At 41.2% G+C, this 21,205-nt stretch carries 18 protein-coding genes; 9 read left to right on the top strand and 9 right to left on the bottom strand.

All coding sequences use genetic code 11. From position 1 onward, the window contains the following. Positions 1–76: 76 nt before the first annotated feature. Positions 77–2,707: an alanine--tRNA ligase gene (alaS, locus tag H1A14_RS07545; RefSeq protein ID WP_194775958.1), complete on the bottom strand. Its 2,631-nt coding sequence runs from the start codon at positions 2,705–2,707 to the stop codon at positions 77–79. A gap of 132 nt (positions 2,708–2,839) precedes the next feature. Between alaS and H1A14_RS07540 the strand changes: the two genes are divergently transcribed. Next, the gene (locus tag H1A14_RS07540; protein WP_194775628.1) at positions 2,840–3,817 is read left to right on the top strand and encodes a M23 family metallopeptidase; all 978 of its coding nucleotides are present in this window, start codon (positions 2,840–2,842) and stop codon (positions 3,815–3,817) included. 48 nt (positions 3,818–3,865) lie between these two features. Here the strand turns inward: H1A14_RS07540 and H1A14_RS07535 are convergent, their stop codons facing one another. Together H1A14_RS07535 and H1A14_RS07530 are read right to left on the bottom strand one after the other, a co-directional pair. Next, positions 3,866–4,825, bottom strand: a complete 960-nt coding sequence (locus H1A14_RS07535; RefSeq protein WP_194775627.1) for a GNAT family N-acetyltransferase — start codon at positions 4,823–4,825, stop codon at positions 3,866–3,868. Positions 4,826–4,829: 4 nt separating this feature from the next. Then, a complete protein-coding gene (locus H1A14_RS07530) occupies positions 4,830–5,657 on the bottom strand; it encodes a 1-acyl-sn-glycerol-3-phosphate acyltransferase (protein ID WP_228527674.1) in 828 nt (275 codons plus the stop codon). A 273-nt stretch (positions 5,658–5,930) separates the two neighbouring features. Between H1A14_RS07530 and H1A14_RS07525 the strand changes: the two genes are divergently transcribed. After that, entirely contained in the window at positions 5,931–6,764 is an 834-nt protein-coding gene (locus tag H1A14_RS07525; RefSeq protein ID WP_194775626.1) for an SDR family NAD(P)-dependent oxidoreductase, read from the top strand. Between the two features lie 25 nt (positions 6,765–6,789). On the opposite strand, the gene H1A14_RS07520 is transcribed toward H1A14_RS07525, so the two are convergent. Continuing rightward, on the bottom strand, positions 6,790–8,130 hold the full coding sequence (locus H1A14_RS07520) for a Gfo/Idh/MocA family protein (protein ID WP_194775625.1): 1,341 nt from the start codon (positions 8,128–8,130) through the stop codon (positions 6,790–6,792). A 2-nt stretch (positions 8,131–8,132) separates the two neighbouring features. Further along, positions 8,133–8,864: a 3-keto-disaccharide hydrolase gene (locus H1A14_RS07515; RefSeq protein ID WP_228527700.1), complete on the bottom strand. Its 732-nt coding sequence runs from the start codon at positions 8,862–8,864 to the stop codon at positions 8,133–8,135. 342 nt (positions 8,865–9,206) lie between these two features. Between H1A14_RS07515 and H1A14_RS07510 the strand changes: the two genes are divergently transcribed. Next, complete coding sequence (locus H1A14_RS07510; RefSeq protein WP_194775623.1) at positions 9,207–9,920, top strand: hypothetical protein; 714 nt, start codon at positions 9,207–9,209, stop codon at positions 9,918–9,920. A gap of 184 nt (positions 9,921–10,104) precedes the next feature. Here H1A14_RS07510 and H1A14_RS07505 read toward each other — a convergent pair whose 3' ends face one another. From H1A14_RS07505 to H1A14_RS07490, 4 genes are all read right to left on the bottom strand, one after another. After that, positions 10,105–11,043 (bottom strand): DUF4097 family beta strand repeat-containing protein, encoded by a 939-nt coding sequence (locus H1A14_RS07505; RefSeq protein ID WP_194775622.1) that lies wholly within the window; start codon positions 11,041–11,043, stop codon positions 10,105–10,107. Positions 11,044–11,086: 43 nt separating this feature from the next. Continuing rightward, entirely contained in the window at positions 11,087–11,485 is a 399-nt protein-coding gene (locus tag H1A14_RS07500) for a TM2 domain-containing protein (RefSeq protein ID WP_194775621.1), read from the bottom strand. Next, a complete protein-coding gene (locus H1A14_RS07495; RefSeq protein ID WP_194775620.1) occupies positions 11,478–11,783 on the bottom strand; it encodes a DUF2752 domain-containing protein in 306 nt (101 codons plus the stop codon). The genes H1A14_RS07500 and H1A14_RS07495 overlap by 8 nt, the downstream gene beginning before the upstream one ends. A gap of 110 nt (positions 11,784–11,893) precedes the next feature. Beyond that, positions 11,894–12,970: an oxygenase MpaB family protein gene (locus tag H1A14_RS07490; protein WP_194775619.1), complete on the bottom strand. Its 1,077-nt coding sequence runs from the start codon at positions 12,968–12,970 to the stop codon at positions 11,894–11,896. Positions 12,971–13,037: 67 nt separating this feature from the next. On the opposite strand from H1A14_RS07490, the gene H1A14_RS07485 reads away from it, so the two are divergent. From H1A14_RS07485 to H1A14_RS07460, 6 genes are all read left to right on the top strand, one after another. Continuing rightward, entirely contained in the window at positions 13,038–13,940 is a 903-nt protein-coding gene (locus H1A14_RS07485; protein ID WP_228527672.1) for a TolB-like translocation protein, read from the top strand. A gap of 99 nt (positions 13,941–14,039) precedes the next feature. After that, the gene (gene tyrS, locus H1A14_RS07480; protein ID WP_194775618.1) at positions 14,040–15,332 is read left to right on the top strand and encodes a tyrosine--tRNA ligase; all 1,293 of its coding nucleotides are present in this window, start codon (positions 14,040–14,042) and stop codon (positions 15,330–15,332) included. A 175-nt stretch (positions 15,333–15,507) separates the two neighbouring features. Beyond that, positions 15,508–16,212 carry a TetR/AcrR family transcriptional regulator gene (locus H1A14_RS07475; RefSeq protein WP_194775617.1) on the top strand — a complete coding sequence of 235 codons (705 nt, stop codon included), beginning with the start codon at positions 15,508–15,510 and terminating at the stop codon, positions 16,210–16,212. A gap of 62 nt (positions 16,213–16,274) precedes the next feature. After that, positions 16,275–16,565 carry a DUF1330 domain-containing protein gene (locus tag H1A14_RS07470; protein WP_194775616.1) on the top strand — a complete coding sequence of 97 codons (291 nt, stop codon included), beginning with the start codon at positions 16,275–16,277 and terminating at the stop codon, positions 16,563–16,565. Positions 16,566–16,870: 305 nt separating this feature from the next. Beyond that, positions 16,871–17,290, top strand: a complete 420-nt coding sequence (locus tag H1A14_RS07465) for a hypothetical protein (RefSeq protein ID WP_194775615.1) — start codon at positions 16,871–16,873, stop codon at positions 17,288–17,290. Positions 17,291–17,512: 222 nt separating this feature from the next. Next, positions 17,513–21,199 (top strand): two-component regulator propeller domain-containing protein, encoded by a 3,687-nt coding sequence (locus H1A14_RS07460; RefSeq protein WP_194775614.1) that lies wholly within the window; start codon positions 17,513–17,515, stop codon positions 21,197–21,199. Positions 21,200–21,205: the final 6 nt, after the last annotated feature.

Raw genomic sequence — 21,205 nt, 5'->3', positions numbered from 1 at the left:
CTTTGAATAATCTTTAATAATTATGCCAAAAATGGCAGAGATTTAAGCTAAAACCAAATCAATTCCTGTAAATTCCTTAAAAGGAAGCAAACATGGATTCGGCTTTTTCGATGACATTGCGCAGACCTTCTATTTTTTTGCCACCTGCTGTAGCATAAAAAGGCTGACCACCTCCTCCTCCTTCAATTTCTTTGGCCAATTCTCTGACAACCTGTCCCGCATTGATTTGTTTGGATTGGATTAATTGATCCGAAACGATAACCGCAATTTGGGGTTTGCCTTCAATGTCAGCAGCAAGCACCATCAAAACATTATCAACTTCATTTTTGATTTCAAAGGCCAGTTTTTTCAGCGCCTCGGCAGAGGGTAATTTTACCAAAGCAATGATGCGGTTTACTCCGTCTATCGTTATGATTTGTTTGATCAATTCTTCTTTGAGTGAACCCGCCTTTTCCAGATGAAGGGATTCTATCGTCTTCTTCATCTCATTCCGCTCCAACAGTAGGCTTTCTAAGGATCTTTTAATGTCTTTGGGATTTTTGAGCAAATCCTGCAATTCCCTTATAATGGCCAACTTATCATGGATGTATTCCTCCGCTGCTTTTGCTGTATAGGCCTCAATTCTTCTTACCCCTGAAGCAATGGATCCTTCGGAAATGATTTTAAACCAGCCTATTTTTCCGGTGGATGGTACATGTGTGCCTCCGCAAAGTTCAACCGAAAATTTGGGGTCGAAGGTGATCACTCTGACAAAATCTCCATATTTCTCCCCGAAAAGGGCTGTAGCACCCATGGCTTTTGCTTCTGCAATCGGGACATTTCTTGATTCTTCCAAAGCAATATTTTGTCTGATCTTTGCATTGACTATACTTTCTACCGCTTTGATCTCTTCCTCACTCAGTTTGGCAAAATGGGAAAAATCAAAACGCAAGAGCTGCTCATTGACCAAGGAACCCCTCTGTTGTATATGGTCTCCCAGAACTTCTTTTAAGGCAGACTGCAGCAAGTGAGTTGCTGAGTGGTTGTTCATGGTCAATGATCTTTTGAATTGGTCCACCTTAGCCACAAAAACAGCCTTCGGATTTTGCGGAAGCCGGTCAACTACATGAATGATGAGCTCGTTTTCCCTCTTGGTATCTTTTACTTGAATCGTCTCCTTTTCAGAAACGAGTACTCCAGTATCGCCTACCTGTCCGCCGCTTTCAGCATAAAATGGAGTTTGGTCCAACACGACTTGGTACTGGCTCCCCTTTTTATCTTTTCCTTCCCTGTACTTTAGTATCTTGGAATTGGTTTCCAAAGTATCATAACCCAAAAAAACCACTGCCTGATCATCTGCCAAAGTGGTCCAATCCCCGGTCTCCTGTTCCGCTGCCGCCCTGGATCTGGTTTTCTGAATTTCCATTTCCTCAAGAAAACCCAATTCATCTACTGATAAACCATTTTCCCTTGCAATTAGCGAAGTCAAATCAAATGGAAAACCATAGGTATCATACAATTCAAAAGCCACTTGGCCAGGAATGATATCAGAAGAGCTTAAAGCCAAATCCATCCTGATCTGATCCAGTTTTTTCAAACCATTATCCAATGTCCTCAGAAATGAGATTTCTTCCTCTTGAATCACCCTTGCAATGAATTCTTGTTGAGAAGAAAGTTCAGGATATACTTCCCCGAAATGTTTGGTCAATAGCGGGAGGATTTCGAAAAGAAAAGGCTCTTGAAGACCTAAGAAAGTATAGCCATATCTTACGGCTCTCCTTAAAATCCGCCTAATTACATAGCCTGCCTTGTTATTGGAAGGAAGCTGACCATCAGCAATGGTAAAGGCGATCGCACGAATGTGATCGACAATGACCCGGATAGCAATGTCTATTTTTTCATCCTGACCGTATTTTTTCCGGCTTCTGTTTTCCAGAAATTGGATAAACGGTGCAAAAAGATCTGTGTCATAGTTAGAGCTTTTTTGTTGAATGGCCCTGACCAGCCTTTCGAAACCCATACCAGTATCCACGTGTTTGGCTGGAAGCTCTTTGAGAGATCCGTCTGACACACGGTTAAATTGTATAAATACCAAATTCCAGATTTCTATCACCTGAGGGTGGTCCTGATTGACCAATTCTTTACCTGCAACGGAAAATATTTCTGACTCAGGTCTTAGATCGATGTGTATTTCTGAACAGGGGCCGCAGGGACCTGTATCACCCATTTCCCAAAAATTATCCTTTTTTGACCCGTATAATATTTTATCCTCAGATACGATTTCCTTCCAAAAATCGTAGGCTTCTTGGTCAATTGCCAACCCATCACCCTTATCACCCCCAAATACAGTTACATAAAGCCGATCTTTGGGAAGCCCGTATACTTCTGTCAACAATTCCCAGGCCCATGAAATGGCCTCTTCCTTGAAATAATCGCCAAAAGACCAATTGCCAAGCATTTCAAACATGGTGTGGTGGTACGTATCCACACCAACTTCCTCTAAATCGTTGTGCTTACCGGATACTCTCAGGCATTTTTGGCTATTCGCCACCCGGTTCGCCTTGGGTTTTTCATTGCCTAAAAAAAAATCCTTGAACTGATTCATCCCTGCATTGGTGAACATCAGTGTCGGATCGTTTTTGACTACTATCGGTGAAGAGGGAACAAATTCGTGGTTTTTGGATTGAAAATAGGTGATAAAGGTGTTTCTAATTGATTTGGCATCCATGGAAATAGACATCGGCTGGTAAATTCGGAATGTTATTTGTTATTCACTATATTTGCGGAATTGATTTCTCTAAATCTCACCCGTTTACTATAAGGCTTACAAAATTATAAGAATTAGCATTCAATATTATAGATGAGTAGAATAAAATATTATTACGATCCCAAAACCTGTAAATACGAACGCTTTACCAGAAGCAAATGGGATATCCTCCTCAACGTGTTGGGCTTTCTCTCTCTCTCCTCCATCATAGCAGTCTGCATTCTATTGGTCTTTAGTTATTATTTTGATAGTCCCAAAGAACTGCTTTTGAAAAGAGAAAATAGAGAGATGAAGTTCTATTATGACATGTTAGATCAGGAAGTATCCCGATTAAATTCAATGATCACTGATTTACAGGATCGTGATGATAATTTGTACAGGGTGTTGTTTGAATCAGAACCCATCCCCTCTTCTATCCGGAAAGCTGGTTATGGAGGCAGTGATCGATTTAAGGAAATCAAAGAGAAGGGTCTCAACCAGGAAAAAATGATTGTTTCGGTTTTTGAATCCGTGGAACAATTGAAAAAACAGCTGTATGTTCAATCTGTTTCCTATGATGAATTGTCAGAGATGGCCCTCAACAAAGAAGAGTATTGGGCTTCTATCCCCGCAATTCAGCCTTTACAAAACGAGGATTTGAATCGACTTGCTTCGGGTTTTGGCATTCGTCTGCATCCGATATTGAAAGTGAAGAAAATGCATACCGGGATTGACTTTTCAGCTCCTACAGGTACTCCGATCTATGCCACCGGTGATGGCGTCATCAAGGAGGTGAAAACTGAATTCGGGGGTTATGGAAAATTTGTGGAAGTAGACCACGGTTTTGGTTTTGTGACCCGCTATGCGCACATGAATGATTTTAATGTCAAAAGGGGACAAAAAGTGAAACGGGGAGATCTGATTGGATATGTAGGCAATACCGGGTCATCCACTGCTCCACATGTTCATTATGAAGTGATCAAAGACGGAAATTATGTGAATCCTGTCCACTACTTCTTCAAAGATCTTGAGCCTGCTGAATTTGATAAAATTTTGGAATTGGCATCCAAGGAAAATCAATCTTTGTCTTAATTGATAGTTTAAATAATTCTAAACTCCCCTATTACGGGGGAGTTTTTTTTATGCTTTCTTGGATCTGTTGCTAAAATTGCGGTCTCTTTCGAAGGTTTCCATATGCCGGTGCTTTTTGGTTTCATAAATATCGGCAATGGTAATCAGGATGCCTGTTTCTTCCACCTCACCGAACTCATCATTGAGTGCGGTTCCGAAGGTTTTCATGGAGGGGGAAAGGTTCATGTAAGTATTGATTAGCGGCGGTATATTTTCACCCATGGCCCTGATGTTACTATTCAATGTTTTGTATCCATCTTTGTAATCTTTCCCTTCAAAAAGCCCGTTGAATTTACTCACATCTCCATGGTAGCCCAATGGCCTGAATGGAACAGCCAATTTATCGGGATCTGGAAAGTAATGATTCATAAAATACAAAAGTAAATCGCGGCCTTCTTTATGGAAATGAGGATACATGGTGACCTTACCAAAAAGGTATTTGATTTCTGGATTGATTAATACTACGGCACCAAGTCCATCCCAAAGGTTGTCCAAAGAAAAAAGCCCTTTTCTATTGTCCTTGCCCGGTTGGTACTTGGGCTGGACAAAAGACCTGCCCAATTCAATGGTAAAAGGAAGGTACTCAGTGATAAATTTCTCAGAGAACTTGAAATAATGGGCAGTTGACAGATTAAACTCTCCATCACTGTTGTAGCCAGCTTGATTGCAGTTGATTACCCTATAACCAGCAATAATTTCCTCTTCCTCAGGATTCCATGCAATCAATTGCTCATAACAGTTTTCGCAGGTGTCATTTTCATCGATGTCATAGGCCTTTCCGGTCCCCCCGCCTGCACCCCTAAAAGTCAATTCTCTCAGCCGGCCGATTTCCATCATCACGTTGGGTGCGTTGTGGTGATTGACCAGAAAGATCTGGTTGTTACCATTGTTGGTATGTCTTAGAAACCGTTCTCTGGTAAGCTCTTTTCTTATTTTATCCCTGGAAACAGGAGCTATGATATCTTCCATACATTTACTTATCTTCCGCCATTTTGTAGACCAACTGCTTTACTTCCTCCGCCCAATCCCGTTCCGATTTCGATTCATCAAAATACTCGTAAGAAATGGGTTTTCCTATATGAATAGTTACTTTTTTGCCTTTTTGAGCAAACATTTCATCTGCCAAATAGAACATTTCGATATTCGCTTTTATACCCACTCTTTTCCTAAGCCTCCCAAGGTTATAAAAAAAAGCAGAATTGTTTCCTGAAATATAAACCGGTATGATGTCTTTTTTGTGTTTTTTGGCCTTGGTGATGAAGCTTTTTTTCCATTCCAGATCTTTGATGCCTTCAGGTTGCTTTCTTGAAACCAACCCAGCAGGGAAAACCAAAATGGCATATTCACCCGAATAAGCCTCTTCTATGGCTTGCGCTGCCTTTTTACCATGTGACCCGTGTTTGTTGACCGGTACAAAAAGGGGATCAAAATTATCAATATGCAACAAGATGTCATTGACAAGAAAGCGCATGTCCTGTCTATACGGACTCAGCGCATGCATAAAGGCGATTCCGTCCAACCCACCAAGGGGATGATTGGAAGCAAATATAGCTCCCCTGTCCAAAGGGATATTTTCACTTCCCTGAAGGTCTACTTCAACACCAAATTCTTCTATCAAGGCATGGATGAATTCGAGACCTTTCAGGTGCCCTATTTTTTTCATCAAGAGGTTGATGTCCTCTTCATGCAAGATGCGCTTGATATATTTCAGCGCAAAACCCGGCATCCATTTGAGTAAAGCCGGGTTTTTATCCTTGATCACTTTCTCCACATCAACAAATTTGGCATTCTGGTCATTCATGCTTTGCAGATAAGCTTTCTGATTACTTTCAATCGGTTTACTTGGTGTACTATAACACTTTGATTTTCAGTAAAAAGAATGTTTTTAAAATAATACTAAGATGCTATTTTTTGTATAAAATTGAAATATTTGATCTTTAAAAATACGAAAAATAAATTTTATCTCACTTAATTTTTGGAATGGCAAATATTATTTTAAATGGGTTATTCGCTAAAGCTCGAACAATGAAGGGAATGTAAGTGTTGAAATGCTAGAATTAAGACAACAGACAACATGGTATTAGCAATCACTGGCCCGACATCGGGTATTGGAAAAGAAACAGTCAAAGGCCTTTCTGCTAAATTTGATAAAATATTCTTGCTGGTCAGAAACGAAAAAAAGGGTGCAGCATTGGTGCAAAGCATCAGCAGTTTGGATAAAAATGATAAATTCAAGATCGTATATTGTGATCTGGCAGACCTTAGTTCAGTTAGGGCAGCTGCTGAAAATATTTTGAAACAGACAGATAAAATCGATGTGCTCATCAACAATGCCGGAGGGATTTTTACAGAGAAACAACTCTCCAAAGACAAATTAGATCTCACTTTTTCGATCAATCATTTGGGACATTTTTTGCTGACCACCAAATTATTGCCTCTTCTTGAAAAAAGTGTGGATGCCAGAATCATCAATGTCAGTTCGGAAGCGCATAAAGCAGCAAAGCCCAAATTAAATGATTTACAGATGGAACAGGATATCAATGGTTTCATAGCCTATGCGAACGCCAAATTGTATAACATTTGGTTTACCAAAAGTCTTCAGGATAGGTACCATGAAAGAGGCATAAAATCCTACGCTTTACATCCTGGAGTGGTCAAATCCAATTTTGGTGGAGACGCAACTGGCATTTTCCGTTGGGCTTGGTTCTTGGTCAGACCGTTTATGATCAGTGCTGAAAAAGGTGCCGAAACAAGCATATTTTTAGCCAAATCCCCATCCATTCAACAACTTAGTGGGAATTATTTCAAAAAATCCAAAAAGTGCTCTGTGAGCAGTGCGGCGAAATCAAAAAAATACAGAGATAAATTATGGGAAGTCAGTGAGGCCTTGGTCGAACAATACCGCTGAACTCACTGACTTCCTTGATGGTTGATTACACTTTTGGCAGATTCCAGCCGTTGTGGTAACTGGCTTTGACCAGTTCATTGGCTTTTGGGTTGGTAAACAACCCCTTATCTTTGTCCCAGTACAGCTTCTCCCCTGTTTTAAAGGCAATGTTGCCCATCTGAGCATTGATGGCTGCCACACTTCCTGTCTCTATACCACAGGTCAGCTTGGAGGCATCATTGGCAACAATGGCATCCACAAAATTGACGGCATGTTGTTCCATGGCATTAAATTTAGGCTTCACATGGTCTACCTTATCCAGCTTTTCAACCCATTTACCATCTTGGTTGCTGCCTTCAGGCATCACTTTCCAGCCACCTCTATTGACCATCAGTGTACCGTTGTTTCCAATAAAGGCAATGCCTTCTGAGGAATCATAATTGCCCTTATCTATACCTGTGGCATGCTCCCAAAGCATATTGAATCCATCGTATTCGTAAACGGTCTGTAGGGTATCGGGAGTTTCTGAGGCATCATCAGGATAAGCAAATTTACCTCCTGAAGCCATGATGGATTTTGGGGCACTAACGCCCATCGCAAAGAGGGCAATGTCTATTTCATGCACGCCCCAGTCCGTCATCAACCCTCCTGCATAATCCCAGAACCACCTAAAATTGAAATGAAATCTGTTGGCATTGAAAGGGCGTTTTGGGGCAGGACCCAACCACATGTCATAATCCACCCCTTGTGGAACCGGACCGTCAGGAACAACGGGTACTGGCTTCATCCAGCCTTGATAAGCCCAGCATTTTACCAACCTGATCTGACCCAATTTTCCTGACTTCACGTAATCAATGGCTTCTGCATATTGACTGCCGGATCTCTGCCACTGCCCTACTTGAACCATTTTTCCGTAACGTTTGGTAGCATCCACCATGACCCGACATTCTTCGATGGTATTGGCTATGGGTTTTTCCACATACACATGCTTGCCAGCTGAAAGGGAGTCTACCAAATTAAGGCAATGCCAATGATCGGGTGTTCCTATGATTACCGCATCAATGTCCTTGTTTTCCAACATTTTCCGGTAATCGGTATATACTTTTGGTTTTTTCCCCCTGAGTTTTTCAACATCTGCTGCCCTCTGATCCAAAACACTTTGATCAATATCAGCCAAAGCGATGCAATTCACTCTTTCCTGTTTGAGCTGCGCATTGATGTTGGACCATCCCATGCCCTTGCAACCGATCACGGCAAAATTGATCTGGTCACTGGGTGCCACTTTTTTGAGATAAGCTCCCAGCTGATCTGCGGATACGAAGGCAGGCAAAGAAAGTCCTGCGCCAGCCAAAAATGATTTTTGTAGAAATTTTCTTCTTGAATTCATGATTACAGCTTTCTTACCCAAATGTTTCTGAATTTCACTAAATCTCCATGGTCCTGAAGTTTGAAAGGAAGTTCTGCGTCATGGGCTTTGTAATTCGGGATACCAATATATTCAGTCGGTCCTTTGATTTCTCTGGCGTTTTGTACCAGTACTCCATTATGGATCACGGTAACTTTGGCTGGACTGATTACCATTCCGTCTGCATTGAACCTGGGAGCAGTAAAGAATACATCATAGGTGTTCCATTCTCCAGGTTTTCTCATGGCGTTGACCAAAGGAGGATATTGTTTGTAGATACTGGCAGCCTGTCCATTTGAATAAGTCCTATTTTCATAAGAATCCAAAACCTGCACCTCATACCTTTCCATGATTAAAAGTCCACTATTGCCTCTGCCTTGGCTTTGGCCTTTTATTTCTGTGGGTGCTGAAAATTCAAGATGGATCTGTACATCCCCAAAGGCTTCTTTGGTCAGGATGTCTCCGGTACCGGGTTTTACGGTCAATATCCCGTCAGCCACTGTCCACTCCGCAGCCCCACCTGTTTTGAGACTTTTAAAGTTGTCCAGGTTTTTTCCATCAAAAATTATGATCGCATCAGATGGTGGCAAATGATTTTCTGCTCCTGGAGTAACCACTCTCGGTTCAGGTTCCCAAAATTCGGTCGCTTCCGGGGGTAGTTTGATTTCTTTTTGTTGGGCCTGAGCAAAGGCCATAAATCCAATGGCAAAGACCATGGCCAAGGAAAATGATTTTGATTTCATAAAATAGGTTATTTATTGGTTTGAAGGGAAAGATAAGTCTTTTGGTTATAAAATAAAAAATCATCAATGGAATTCATAGATATCCAATTTATCAAATGCAATGCCAAGAAAACAAATATACACCCCCTAGAATAAGCGGATAATTGACTGTTTTTCCTTACAATATTTTCCCGTCATTTCCGAAAAGCAAATTTGAAGAGAGGGACAAAAAACATTAAAATTCCCATGTAAAACAGATTCCTGTAAGTAGAATTTTTTTTTGAAAAGTTATTGATTTTTTTCGTTAATTGTGACAAAATCAAATATGTATAAACCATGAAAATGAGAAATTTCAAGGCTTTTTTAGCACTTATTCTGTTGTTGTCCCCCCTGTTGTTTTCATGTGGATCCGATGATGACGGACCTGAACCCCCGGTGGAAGAACAGCTTCCCCCAAATACGGTTACCATTGAAGACAAACAAGTCACTTATACTTTTGCCTATGTGGTTTTTGTTGGGGATGTGATATTGGTGGAGCAGTTATCCCTTGGGTTTAGTTCATGGATTCTTCTTTTATCCAATTATGACCTTGAAGAATTGGTGGACGAGGAATTCAACTTTACAGATCCGGGAGATGACTTTTCCGGATACTATGCTCAGATTGTCGGCCCTTTGAACAGCAATGTCAACGGTGTTTACCAAGTGGTGGACGTGGATATTGAAAACATTGACATTCAGCAGGCTGGACAATTTCTTGGACAGAAGATTGCCCCAGACGTTGAATTTGGATTTGATTACGCCGATGAGGATTTTGATACGATCTATTCGGTGGTTGAAGGAACCGTGGACGTAAATTTCAATAACAATGTACTTACGATAAAAAATGATTTGATCACCAGCCAGGGTTTGGAAATCAAATATGATTTCCAAGGTGCAGCTACCTTCATTGAACTTGAGGAATTTTTAGGCCCCAATGAGAGGACCTTGCCCGATGCTTCGGCTAAGTTTTCCGGTGCTTTTAAAAATATCATTCAAGCCTTCAACAGATAAAAAAAATCTTACCGTATAACTCAGACGGAAAGGTAGTTTCATGTAGTAAATTCAATGAAAATACCTGCCTAAGGCAGGAAGGCTTGATAGCAGTTACAATTGCCACAACTTGAAAAAATGGGGAAAGCCAAAAAGCTTTCCCCATTTCATTTTCATCTAGATAACCATGAAATTCAAGAAGAACTTAATTCTCAATCCGGATGCTTCCTGAAGAGGTGTTTCCTCTTACGGTAATGTCTGAACCATTGTTGATGACCAGAGATTTTCTGCCTTTGCTTTGACCTACTGTCAATCCTCCGCTTGAGGCATTCAATCTAAAATTCAAGTCTGAAAGGTTGCTGAAAGTATTGATCCTGAAAGAACCCGAAGATCCGTGTAAATCTGTGTTTGCTCCTAGCCCCGAGTTGATGGCCTTCACACTTCCGGAAGACACCTTGATTTTACCCAACTCCTCTACTTGTTCCAAGGAGATGCTTCCTGAACTTGCATTGCAATGAGCCACACCTTCTATTTGGTTGAGTTCAATACGTCCGCTAGACGAAGTCACATCCACACTGCCTTCCACACCGTTCAGACTGATTTTTCCTGATGAGACTTTTCCCTTTACCTGTCCGATCAGATTCGATCCGGAAATGGATCCAGAGGAGGCACTGAATTGGATCTCGTTCGCCTGAATGTTGTTAAGATTGATTTTTCCTGAACTTGCTTTGAGTTTGATTTCATCATGGAGTACGTTGGAAACCTCCACTCTACCCGAACTTGTATTCAAGTCCAGTCTGACCGTTTCAGGACCCACAAGGGAAATGTAACCAGAGTTTCTATAGTTTCCCCATCCTCCGTTAGAGGGTGTCACTTCGACTTTAAGCAGATTGCCATCTCTTTTATAAATGATTTCTGGCCCACCCTCACCATTGGATTCCAGATAGGCGCTCAGAAATACCTCTGTGGCCCTCGGACTGCCTTCGTAAGAAACTTCAAGAAAGCGTCCATTGACCACAATGGCTTCTACCCCATCAAAGGACTCTTCTATGTCTGATACGACATTCATCTGAGAATAGCTGCAGGCTGGCAGGATCAAAACTGCCATCATGGTCAGAATTATCGCGTTGATTTTTTTTGACATGGTTTTAAAAGTTTTTTATGGTTTAAAATGAGGCATTTTCAAATTATGCCTGTGGATTAATAGGGGGAATTTGCGGAGCTTGGTAGCCTGACCCATTGTTGGCCATCATAGACAAGGTTTCATGAGCCATTTTGATGTTAAACTCATAAGTGATGCTTTTATAGTTGACCAGATCGACAATGGTACCGATAAAACAAAGTCCTGCTGTCAGTAAATATAGGATCCCCAAACCAATCTGACCGATGATAAATCTGTGCAGACCGGCGAATCCAAAAAACCCAATTAAAGTAAGGATCAAAATCATTTGGGCGTCTTTCCTGCGGGCTCTGTAAACCTGTGCAAAGAGACTTGCTTGCTCATCGTCCATGTTTTTGAGGATTCCTTGGATGTATCCCAGTTCCATTCCTTCCAATTCGGGTAAGTGTTTCAATACGTTAGCCATGATATTTTATAGTTTTAAGGTGCTTGATTAATTCTATGATTCTAAATGTGATCACTACAAAGGCAAAGCCTGCCAGTGGATGCAGCGACCATGAGGCCGCAAAATCCCCTTTAAGCATCAAGCTCATTGCCCTTCCCAAACCACAACCCGGGCACCAATGAAAACCAAGTTGATCCAAAGGACACAAGGTGAAATGGTCGGACTGATAAGGGTCAATCAGAGAGATGCTGATCAAGGCACTGATCCAGAAGATCAGTTCCAATGGGAATCGCTGAAATGTAGTTTTCAGATTTTTCATCTGTGACAAAAAGTACGAAAAGGATGCCAGTATGAAAAATGGCCTCTGTGGACCGTTCAAGACAGGTTTCTTTTCGCAAAGTGACCGAAATCAATACAAAAAATGTACGGTTATGAACGCTTTTGGATGGGGAGGTTTAGAGAAACGACCTGTCCAAACTGATTTTCGGCATTGATGGTAAACTGCCGTCGCAGCGCGGAGTAAGTGCTCATTTTCCCCTGCTGATTGAAGAGTCCAAACTGCAACATCAAACCATAAAGACCCGTAGGCAAGCTGATGTTTTTATGGATACCCAAAGCCTTTGAACCCTCCATTCCTACAAAATAACAGACCAAATCTTCGGCAATGCCTGCCAAGGCAGGATTGACTACAGATGCCCTGTAATAATTCAATAAAGATGCCATCAAAACTTTTCCGTGAGCGGAGGGACGCAGGTGTCTTTTACGAATCATTTTCTCCAAAGCAAAAGCCTCTTTAGGATTCTCAGGCCAGAAATCCACATTCAACCCTAAATAGTGACCGATAATTTTCCAATAATGCAAGACCGCATCAGCCTGATCCAAGGTAACCGTTTTGTTCAATTTTCTGAATCCACGGGTGATAATCAGACTAAAAGCCAAGTTGGTGCCCAGCAAATCCTCCTGATTGATAGGTTGCCCCCAACCAGGAACCCAATCTCTGACGTACTTTTGGATAAAATACCTAGAAAAGGCATGGATCAACCTTACCTTCAGTAAGCTCAACAAATTTGATTCCTGAAGAAAATTACCCGGTCTAAAGGCATCCAAAACAAAAAGTGCTGTCTCAGCCAATCGGATTCCGGGTTCCTCCATGATTCTTTTGGATTTGATCAAAACCCTTGCACCGTCTTCATAGGCATAACAAATCGGTAGGCTATAAAAACCCAAAAGGGCCAAATACAAGCTGCCGTTTTTTTCGAAGAAATCCTGGGCCAACTTGACTTTTCCGGGATTTACCATTGGTGGAATCTCCCTGTAGATCGAAATCAATTTGTGAAGCACTTTTGGAAAGTTTTCAGGTAAGAGATCGGGAATTTTTTCCCAAGCATTGATCATGTCGATAAGCTCCGTGTTACTCATCAGAATTCTTACTGCTTCATCTGCTAGCTGATCCGTCTGCTGTCTGAGCCCATCCAAATTACCATCGGTGTATAATTCCATCTTCATCTTAGGGATTTAACCTCCATTTTGTAATTTAGTTTTTTCAACCGCAGACCAGTCAACATTATAACCGATGAATTTCAATAAAAATTACTTTTTGTGGCTTATGCTATGCCTTTATGGATTTTGTGTCTCCGCTCAGGTCAATTCTGATTTGGTCATGGTGGAAACTAAATCCGGCTTCGGGGGATTTTCCATCGTTCCGGAAACCGTAAGGGTCCTCACAGATAATCCCGGCTATGACAATCAGCCTGCTTTTATCAGTGAGGAAAGGCTGGTATTTTCCTCAGCGCCTATTGACGGTACCCATGATCTGATCATGTACAATTTTGAAACAGGTAAATTTACCAACATTACAAGAACTGAAAACCGAAGTGAATTTTCTCCGAAGCTAACCGATTGCAAGCAATATGTAGGTGCAGTTACTGTAGAGGAAGATAGCACTCAGCGGCTTTGGCTTTATCCATTGAATATGGGAGAGCCGGAATTGCTCTATGATGACATTGCACCGGTGGGCTATTACGATTGGTATGACAACAAGGCCGCCATGTTTGTCCTTGATGAGCCCCATAAATTAATATTTCCCTTCAGCAGAGATGATATCCTTACCATAGATGAAGAGATAGGAAGAAGCATTCAGAGAAGACCAAAAACAGACCAAATCACTTATTTCAGTACCAAAGGAAATATTGTAGTGGATGGGAAAATTGCCTACGGATTAAAGGGTTTTGACCTGAAAAAAAGAATCTCGGAGTCTTTGGGATTGGGATTGGGTGATGCTGAGGATTTTATTTGGCTGAATAAAAATGAACTTTTGATGGCAAGGGATAATGAATTGTTTATCAGAAATATAAATAAAAGTCAAACCTGGCAAAAAATCGCCAATTTCAATGTGCCCGGGTATGGAAAAATCAGCCGGATGACGCTGAGTCCCAAGAAAAAAAGACTCGTTCTGGTTATGGAAAAGAAAGAGTGAACGGATACTGAAAATCCCCTGACCAAGACTGATTTCAAAGATTAGCCTTTAAAATTTTCCCTTATCTTTGCGCTCAAATTGACCGAGGAATAGTTAAGCATGAATGATTTTATAGACGAACTCAAGTGGAGAGGCATGTTACAGGACATGACCCCTGGAATTGAAGATCACCTGAAGCAAGGAATGGCAGCAGCCTACTTAGGCTTTGATCCTACCGCGGATTCCTTGCACATAGGCCATTTGGTTGGGGTGATGACTTTGCTTCATTTTCAACGCTCAGGTCATAAGCCTTTTGCCTTGGTAGGCGGAGCCACCGGCATGATTGGGGACCCTTCCTTTAAGTCAGCTGAGAGAAACCTCCTGGACAAGAAAACCTTGGATACCAACATCTCCGCCATCAAAAGACAACTGGGCAAATTTTTGGATTTCAGTTCTTATGCAGCCAACAAAGCCGAACTGGTCAACAATTACGATTGGATGGCTGAATTCTCATTTTTAGATTTTATCAGAGAAGTAGGAAAACACATCACGGTCAATTATATGATGGCCAAAGACAGTGTGAAAAGACGGATTGAAGAAGGAAGCGGCCTTTCATTCACCGAATTTTCTTACCAACTGATTCAGGGCTATGATTTTTATCATCTATGGAAAAACCGCAATTGTACCATGCAATTGGGAGGTTCCGATCAGTGGGGCAATATTGTGACCGGGACTGAATTGATCCGAAGAATGGGGGGTGGTTCGGCTTTTGCCCTTACGGTCCCTTTAATTACCAAAGCCGATGGGACCAAATTTGGCAAGACCGAAGGAGGAAGTGTGTGGCTGGATCCTGATAAAACCTCACCCTATGCATTTTACCAATTCTGGCTCAACGTCAGTGATGAAGATGCCGGTCGCTACATCCGTATTTTCACCACTTTGGATCAAAATGAAATCCAAGGTCTTGAAAAATCCCATGCAGAGGCTCCCCATCAGCGGATCCTTCAGAAAACATTGGCCAAAGAAATCACCATCTTGGTCCACAGCGAATCGGATTACGAAATGGCCTTAAAGGCCTCCGAAATTCTATTCGGCAAATCATCCACAGAGGATCTGGCTTCATTGGATGAGCGCACCTTTCTTCAGGTATTTGAAGGGGTGCCCCAATTAAGTATTTCCCGTACCGATTATGATGCCATACCCACTGTGCTGGATCTTGTTGGTGAACATGGACAAGGTCTAATTTTCAGTTCGAAAGGAGAAGCTCGAAAAATGATTTTGGGTGGTGGACTTGGCATAAACAAAGAAAAGATGCCCGACCCCAACCAAAGTTTGGATTTTCCTCTACTCCAAAACCAGTATTTGTTGGTTCAAAAGGGTAAGAAAAACTATTTCATCATCAAGGTGACCTAGGGATGTTTACTTTGTATTACTTAAATTTTGGGAGCCAAGTGGTAAACAGCAGTAAGATTTAGGGTCTTCCCTCCTATTTTGTTCATTTTTTCAGGGTAATTACAACAAATTATCGTGAAATTTATTTACTTTGAATCTTGGTCAAGTTTTTTGACTTTGATCCAATAACATCCTGATGGGAATAACTGAAAAAAAAGAACTGAAAGAAAAGCTGATTTTAGAATCAGCCATTAAGCTTTTTACAGAAAAAGGCTTCCATGCAACCAAGATGGAGGAAGTATCCAAAGGAGCCAAAATCAGTAAGGGGCTCACTTATTTTTATTTCAAAAACAAGGAAGATCTCTACATGGCTGTTACAAAAAAAGGATTTGAGGAACTGAAAGACGTCTTCAGAGATATCCTAAGATCTAAAGGAAAGTCAGGTCTTGAGATGATCACTGCATTGGTCAATGGTTATTTTGACTTTACAAGAACGCAGAGGATGTACTATGATGCCATATTGAATTTTATGGGGATCATGAGACTTTATGTGGACGAAAATCTCCGCAGTCAGATAGATCCTCTGATTTTGGAAAGCGAGCATTTTCAGCGACTTTTGGAAATCCATCATGATGTGGCCAAAATCGGGGTACAGTTGATTTCTCATGGCATCAAAGACGGAAGCATGCGGCCGGATTTGCAGCCGACCATAACCTTTTACACGGTTTGGACCATGATGATCGGTTTTGAAAGGCTAAGCGGTCCTGTGGCTTACGAGAAAAAAGAAATCAAAATCAATTCTGAAAACTGGAGATTGGGATTTATCAGGCTGCTGCACGATATGTTGAAGGGAACCATTCAGGCTCAAAGGGCTCAGGTGGTGCAGGGAAGTTTGTTTTAAACCCAACCATAGTTATCTCAAACAACCCTTATAAATATATCCAACGCTAACCTCATTTAAGTATGCCTGCATTTGTTTTGGTCGAAATAATCATCAAAGATCCCGATGCCTACGAAGGCTACAAAAAGCTAACCCCAACCTCGATAGCAGCCTATGATGGGAAATTTGTGGTCAGGGGAGGCCCTACTGTAACCCTTGAAGGGCAATGGGAACCAGAGCGAATGGTTTTGTTGGAATTTCCAGACGTGGAGAAGGCCGAGGCTTGGTGGTATTCGGATGCCTATGCTGAAGCAAAAGCCATAAGGCAAAAAGCAGCAGAAACCAAAATGATCATCTTGCAGGGGGTAGAATAAAATTGGTCTATTTATTCAATTAGATTTTTTAGTTTATTAGCGTGTGCTGTAAATTCAAATTCTTTGCTTGGCATCCCTATGTCAAAAGTTTATCCTGCTTTTTGACAGACTTTTTTACGAGATTTCTCAAACTAAATGAAAAATTTAATTTGGTTTTTGGCAGAAATACATGTATTCAGATTTTATTTTATCGATTAATTCCTTACATTCCTTAAACTTTCGATGTCTTACAAAATTTGTTCTTTTGTTTGGATGTCAGGTCATATTTCTTTTCTCCTATTTGTTCCATAATTACTTACACACACATGAAAACGTTCTTGATTTTTAATAGCCTGCTGCTGGGTTTTTGCCTATTGTTCTCTAGTCCAATTCCGAAAACATTTGAAGTCAACGAAGAATTTCATCGTCCTGTGGTCCACCGCCTGGTTGTCAAAAAAATAAATGAGGAATGGAGAGTGGTTTTTCCCGATGATGAAAACCAAAGCGATATCATTGCCAATAAGGGGGATAGGATTCGATGGGATGTAGAAGGCTCTGCAGTAACACTCTCTTTTCCTGACCCAAAATTATTTGGTAATGCCACTTTTGAAATCAAAGATGGAAGAAACAGGACACTTCCTGTACTTAGAACCGCTACGGATGGCACTTATGAATACGAGGTATACATTCAAGTGGATGGGGTCTATGCCCGGGGTCAGTCTCCTCCAAGGATTATCATAAGATGATCATTTTCAATTCCCTCCTTTCTTTGAGATTTGAGAATAGGGTAATAAATTATTTTCAATCCCATAGGATAAGAGCTCAGTAAAAGATTTCCAAATATAGGGCAGACCATAAACCAAAATGGATGAAGGTAGTTTTGATTGTTTGATTCAATTTTCAAATTGAATCAGAATGAAGCTGCCTTAATTTGTATGAATTGTTTTCTTTCAAAACCTTCTAAGAAAATGAAATGTAGAGACTTAGTTTTGATCGGAATGGGGCTGGGGTTGGCTGCATGTCAAAATTATAAGTCTTCCGATTTGGACATTGACATTTCACAGAAAGAGAATCTTACTTTTTTTATTCCTAAAGAGGCAGTGTATTTGGATAACCTTCCTGATTCTTTGAAACCTAAGGTGATACTTCTAGAAGATATGCCTTCCCCGGTAAAAATTTCATTCAACTTTAACACTTTGGGTCAAAAAATTCCACTTCCCTATCTTAAAAATGATCAAGGTCAACCCATTCTTGGAAAAGATGGTAAGCCATTTATCATGGGAGATGGAGGTGTCTCTAATTTCCACACGCTTTCAACAGATGATGGATTGGCTCTGGATGCCATCACTTCTTCAGTAATGGATAAGCAGGGAAATATTTGGTTTGGAACATATGGCGGGGGTATTTCAAGATATGATGGTTTGGGCTTTACCAATTTCAGTACTTTACACGGCTTGCCCAACAATACCATCAACTGCTTGTATTTAGATCCTTCAGGAAATCTTTTGATCGGTACCAATGGAGGTGGATTTTCCATCTATGATGGAAAATCTTTCACCAACTTCTCCTCCAAGAATGGCCTATCCAGCGATGTGGTGTACAGCCTTTTAAGGGATACTAAAGGAATGCTTTGGATAGGAACCGGTTTGGGAGGTTTGGATAAATTTGATGGTGAAACTTTTACCAACTTCACTTCCTCTGATGGGTTGGCTGGCAATACCATCATAAGGCTGTTGGAGGACAATCGTGGGTCGATTTGGATTGGCACGACCGGGGGCTTATCAATTTATAAAAATGAAAAGTTTTCTGATTTTAGGGTAATAGATCCCACCATCACCGGCTCTATTTACAGTCTACTGGAGGACCAAAAAGGAAATATATGGTTCAATGTTCAGGAAAACGGCATTTTTCAATATGATGGTGATCAAATTATGAGATATACCACAGCGGATGGACTTGGGAACAATACCGTATGGTGCATGGCGGAGGATCTTGGTGGAAATATATGGATGGGTACTGGAGGAGGCGGAATTTCTTTCTTTGATGGAAATGGATTTAAGACCTACAGCACCGGACAGGGACTGGCCCATGATGTGGTAGAGTCCATTACAGTAGATTTCTCAGGGAATTTGTGGTTTGGTACCGGTGGTGGGGGAGTTTCCCGATTTGGAGGGTCTGCTTTTAGCAAACTTACCAGTGAGCAGGGACTGGCAAATAATTTAATTCGTTGTATTACTGAAGACAAAACGGGGCGGATTTGGCTAGGATCACTTGGTTTTGGAATTTCTATTTTTGATGGGCTGGGTTTTACTACATACAACAGTTCCATGGGATTTCCCTCCGATGACATACTCTGTCTCTTTACTGATCAAAAGGGTAATGTGTGGATGGGTACCGGGAATGAGGGATTGTTAAAATTTGATGGCACCTCCCTGTTTCAATATACTACAGAAAATGGTTTGCCTGGAAATGCCATTTTGAGTCTTGAAGAAGACAGTTTTGGGAATATTTGGATTGGGACCGTTTCCCATGGGTTGGTTAAATTTGATGGAAGGTCCTTTACCCATTTCTCCTCCGATCAAGGACTCTCCTCCCCTGATATATCCTCCATTACTCAAGTAAAGAACGGGGACCTGTGGATCGGAACCCTTGGAGGAGGTGCTTATCAATTTGATGGTGAGGCTTTTCACCCGTATGATCATGAAAATGGATTAGGGAATGATATTGTATGGAGCATTTTGGAAGACCAGGAAGGGCAGCTTTGGTTTGCTACCCAAGGGGCTGGTGTAAGCCGTTACGATGGTGAGAAATTTTCGAATTTTACCACTTTCCATGGCTTATCAGATGATACAGTGTATGGCTTACTTTTGGACGATAGCGGAAATCTTTTTATTGGAACCAATCAGGGTTTTACAGTCATTCCTTCTTCAAACTTAAGTATTCCTTTTGCTGATATCCGGGAGGAATTGGAAATTTACAACACCCACTTTGATTATCCTGTCAAGGACATAAACAGTGGTGCACTCTACAAAGACAGCAAAGGAACAATCTGGGCAGGTACTGGCAGCAACAAGACAGCCCTTGTCAAACTGGATTACGATAAGGTAAAAAAGAAAACCTCGAAACCGATTCTTAAGATCAAACAGATTCGACTCAACGAGGAGGTGATAAGTTGGAGTACCTTGGCTGAGGTTTCCCAAATAGGCTCAGAAAATGAATTGAGCCCAAATTCTGTCATACAAAACGAAGAAATCAGGACTTTGGGTCGCAGTCTTACATCGGAGGAAAGAAAAATACTGAAAGACCGTTTCAAAGGCGTTAAATTTTCAGATGTAACAGCCCATGACCCTGTTCCCGAAAAGTTGAAACTTCCATATAACCACAATCACATTACCATCTCTTTTGGATCAGATGAACTTGCAAAGCCAAGTCTGATCGAATATAGGTATCAATTGGAAGGCTACGATAAGGACTGGAGCCCGGTTATCGAAAGAAACCATGCCACTTTTGGCAACATCAAAGAAGGGAATTACACTTTTAGGGTTATGGGCCGGTATAAAGGCACTGGAGAAATAGCTGCCAAACAATGGTCACAGGTGGAAACTTTTTCCTTTGAGGTTTTACCCCCATGGTACCGGTCATGGTGGGCCTATGTCCTATATTTTGTCTCGGTTGTTTTTATCATTTGGAGGGTTCATGTATTTCAACATGCACGGGCCATACGCAAAGAAAGAGACAAAGCTAGAGAAAGAGAACTGGAACAGGCAAAAGAGATTGAAAAAGCATACCATGAGTTGGAAAAGACACATGAAACGCTGAAATCCACTCAGGCTCAGTTGATCCAATCTGAAAAAATGGCTTCATTGGGACAATTGACTGCTGGAATTGCCCATGAAATTCAAAATCCACTGAACTTTGTGAATAATTTTTCTGAGGTCAGTGAAGAGTTGTTTGAAGAGCTCAAGGATGAAAAGGAGAAACCCCGAAGAAATCCTGATTTGGAAGCAGAAATACTGAATGACATCAGACAAAACTTGCAGAAAATCAAATTCCACGGAAAAAGAGCGGATTCCATCGTCAAAGGCATGTTGCTGCACAGTGGCAAAAGCAGTGGAAAAAAAATTCCTACTGACATCAATGCATTGGCTGAGGAATATCTAAGGCTTGCTTACCAGGGCATTAAATCCAACAACAAAGATTTTGATGCCGATTACGAAACTGACTTGGATACTACCCTTCCAAAAGTCAAAGTGATTCCTCAAGACATTGGCAGGGTGCTGCTTAACATTTTCAACAATGCTTTCTACGCTACCGAGGAAGTATCAATTCACGGTGAGAAGGGTCAATGCAGACCTTTGGTAAAATTAAAAACAGAGAATCTTGGGAACAAAGTGTCTATCTCCATAGCCGATAACGGTCCAGGAATTGCCCAAGAAATCCTTGATAAAATTTTTCAGCCCTTTTTTACCACCAAACCCACTGGAAAAGGTACCGGTTTGGGGCTTTCTTTGAGTTATGATATCATAAAATCCCACGGTGGCGAACTGAAAGTCAGCAATTACCAGCCTGATCCGGAAGCCTTCCATAATGATCCAAATGGAGTAAAAGGCGCAGTTTTTACGATTATTTTACCTATTTTAGATGAAACCCGATAACTAAAT

Origin of the sequence: Pararhodonellum marinum (assembly GCF_015354735.1) — a bacterium.
Taxonomy (GTDB): Bacteria; Bacteroidota; Bacteroidia; order Cytophagales; family Cyclobacteriaceae; genus Pararhodonellum; species Pararhodonellum marinum.
This window is presented reverse-complemented; position numbering and strand designations above follow the sequence as displayed.

Excerpts from the sequence above, each read along its gene's own strand:
- alaS (WP_194775958.1), bottom strand. The coding sequence starts at position 2,707 with ATGGATGCCAAATCAATTAGAAACACCTTTATCACCTATTTTCAATCC.
- H1A14_RS07540 (WP_194775628.1), top strand. The coding sequence starts at position 2,840 with ATGAGTAGAATAAAATATTATTACGATCCCAAAACCTGTAAATACGAA.
- H1A14_RS07535 (WP_194775627.1), bottom strand. The coding sequence starts at position 4,825 with ATGGAAGATATCATAGCTCCTGTTTCCAGGGATAAAATAAGAAAAGAG.
- H1A14_RS07530 (WP_228527674.1), bottom strand. The coding sequence starts at position 5,657 with ATGAATGACCAGAATGCCAAATTTGTTGATGTGGAGAAAGTGATCAAG.
- H1A14_RS07525 (WP_194775626.1), top strand. The coding sequence starts at position 5,931 with ATGGTATTAGCAATCACTGGCCCGACATCGGGTATTGGAAAAGAAACA.
- H1A14_RS07520 (WP_194775625.1), bottom strand. The coding sequence starts at position 8,130 with ATGAATTCAAGAAGAAAATTTCTACAAAAATCATTTTTGGCTGGCGCA.
- H1A14_RS07515 (WP_228527700.1), bottom strand. The coding sequence starts at position 8,864 with ATGGTCTTTGCCATTGGATTTATGGCCTTTGCTCAGGCCCAACAAAAA.
- H1A14_RS07510 (WP_194775623.1), top strand. The coding sequence starts at position 9,207 with ATGAAAATGAGAAATTTCAAGGCTTTTTTAGCACTTATTCTGTTGTTG.
- H1A14_RS07505 (WP_194775622.1), bottom strand. The coding sequence starts at position 11,043 with ATGTCAAAAAAAATCAACGCGATAATTCTGACCATGATGGCAGTTTTG.
- H1A14_RS07500 (WP_194775621.1), bottom strand. The coding sequence starts at position 11,485 with ATGGCTAACGTATTGAAACACTTACCCGAATTGGAAGGAATGGAACTG.
- H1A14_RS07495 (WP_194775620.1), bottom strand. The coding sequence starts at position 11,783 with ATGAAAAATCTGAAAACTACATTTCAGCGATTCCCATTGGAACTGATC.
- H1A14_RS07490 (WP_194775619.1), bottom strand. The coding sequence starts at position 12,970 with ATGAAGATGGAATTATACACCGATGGTAATTTGGATGGGCTCAGACAG.
- H1A14_RS07485 (WP_228527672.1), top strand. The coding sequence starts at position 13,038 with ATGAATTTCAATAAAAATTACTTTTTGTGGCTTATGCTATGCCTTTAT.
- tyrS (WP_194775618.1), top strand. The coding sequence starts at position 14,040 with ATGAATGATTTTATAGACGAACTCAAGTGGAGAGGCATGTTACAGGAC.
- H1A14_RS07475 (WP_194775617.1), top strand. The coding sequence starts at position 15,508 with ATGGGAATAACTGAAAAAAAAGAACTGAAAGAAAAGCTGATTTTAGAA.
- H1A14_RS07470 (WP_194775616.1), top strand. The coding sequence starts at position 16,275 with ATGCCTGCATTTGTTTTGGTCGAAATAATCATCAAAGATCCCGATGCC.
- H1A14_RS07465 (WP_194775615.1), top strand. The coding sequence starts at position 16,871 with ATGAAAACGTTCTTGATTTTTAATAGCCTGCTGCTGGGTTTTTGCCTA.
- H1A14_RS07460 (WP_194775614.1), top strand. The coding sequence starts at position 17,513 with ATGAAATGTAGAGACTTAGTTTTGATCGGAATGGGGCTGGGGTTGGCT.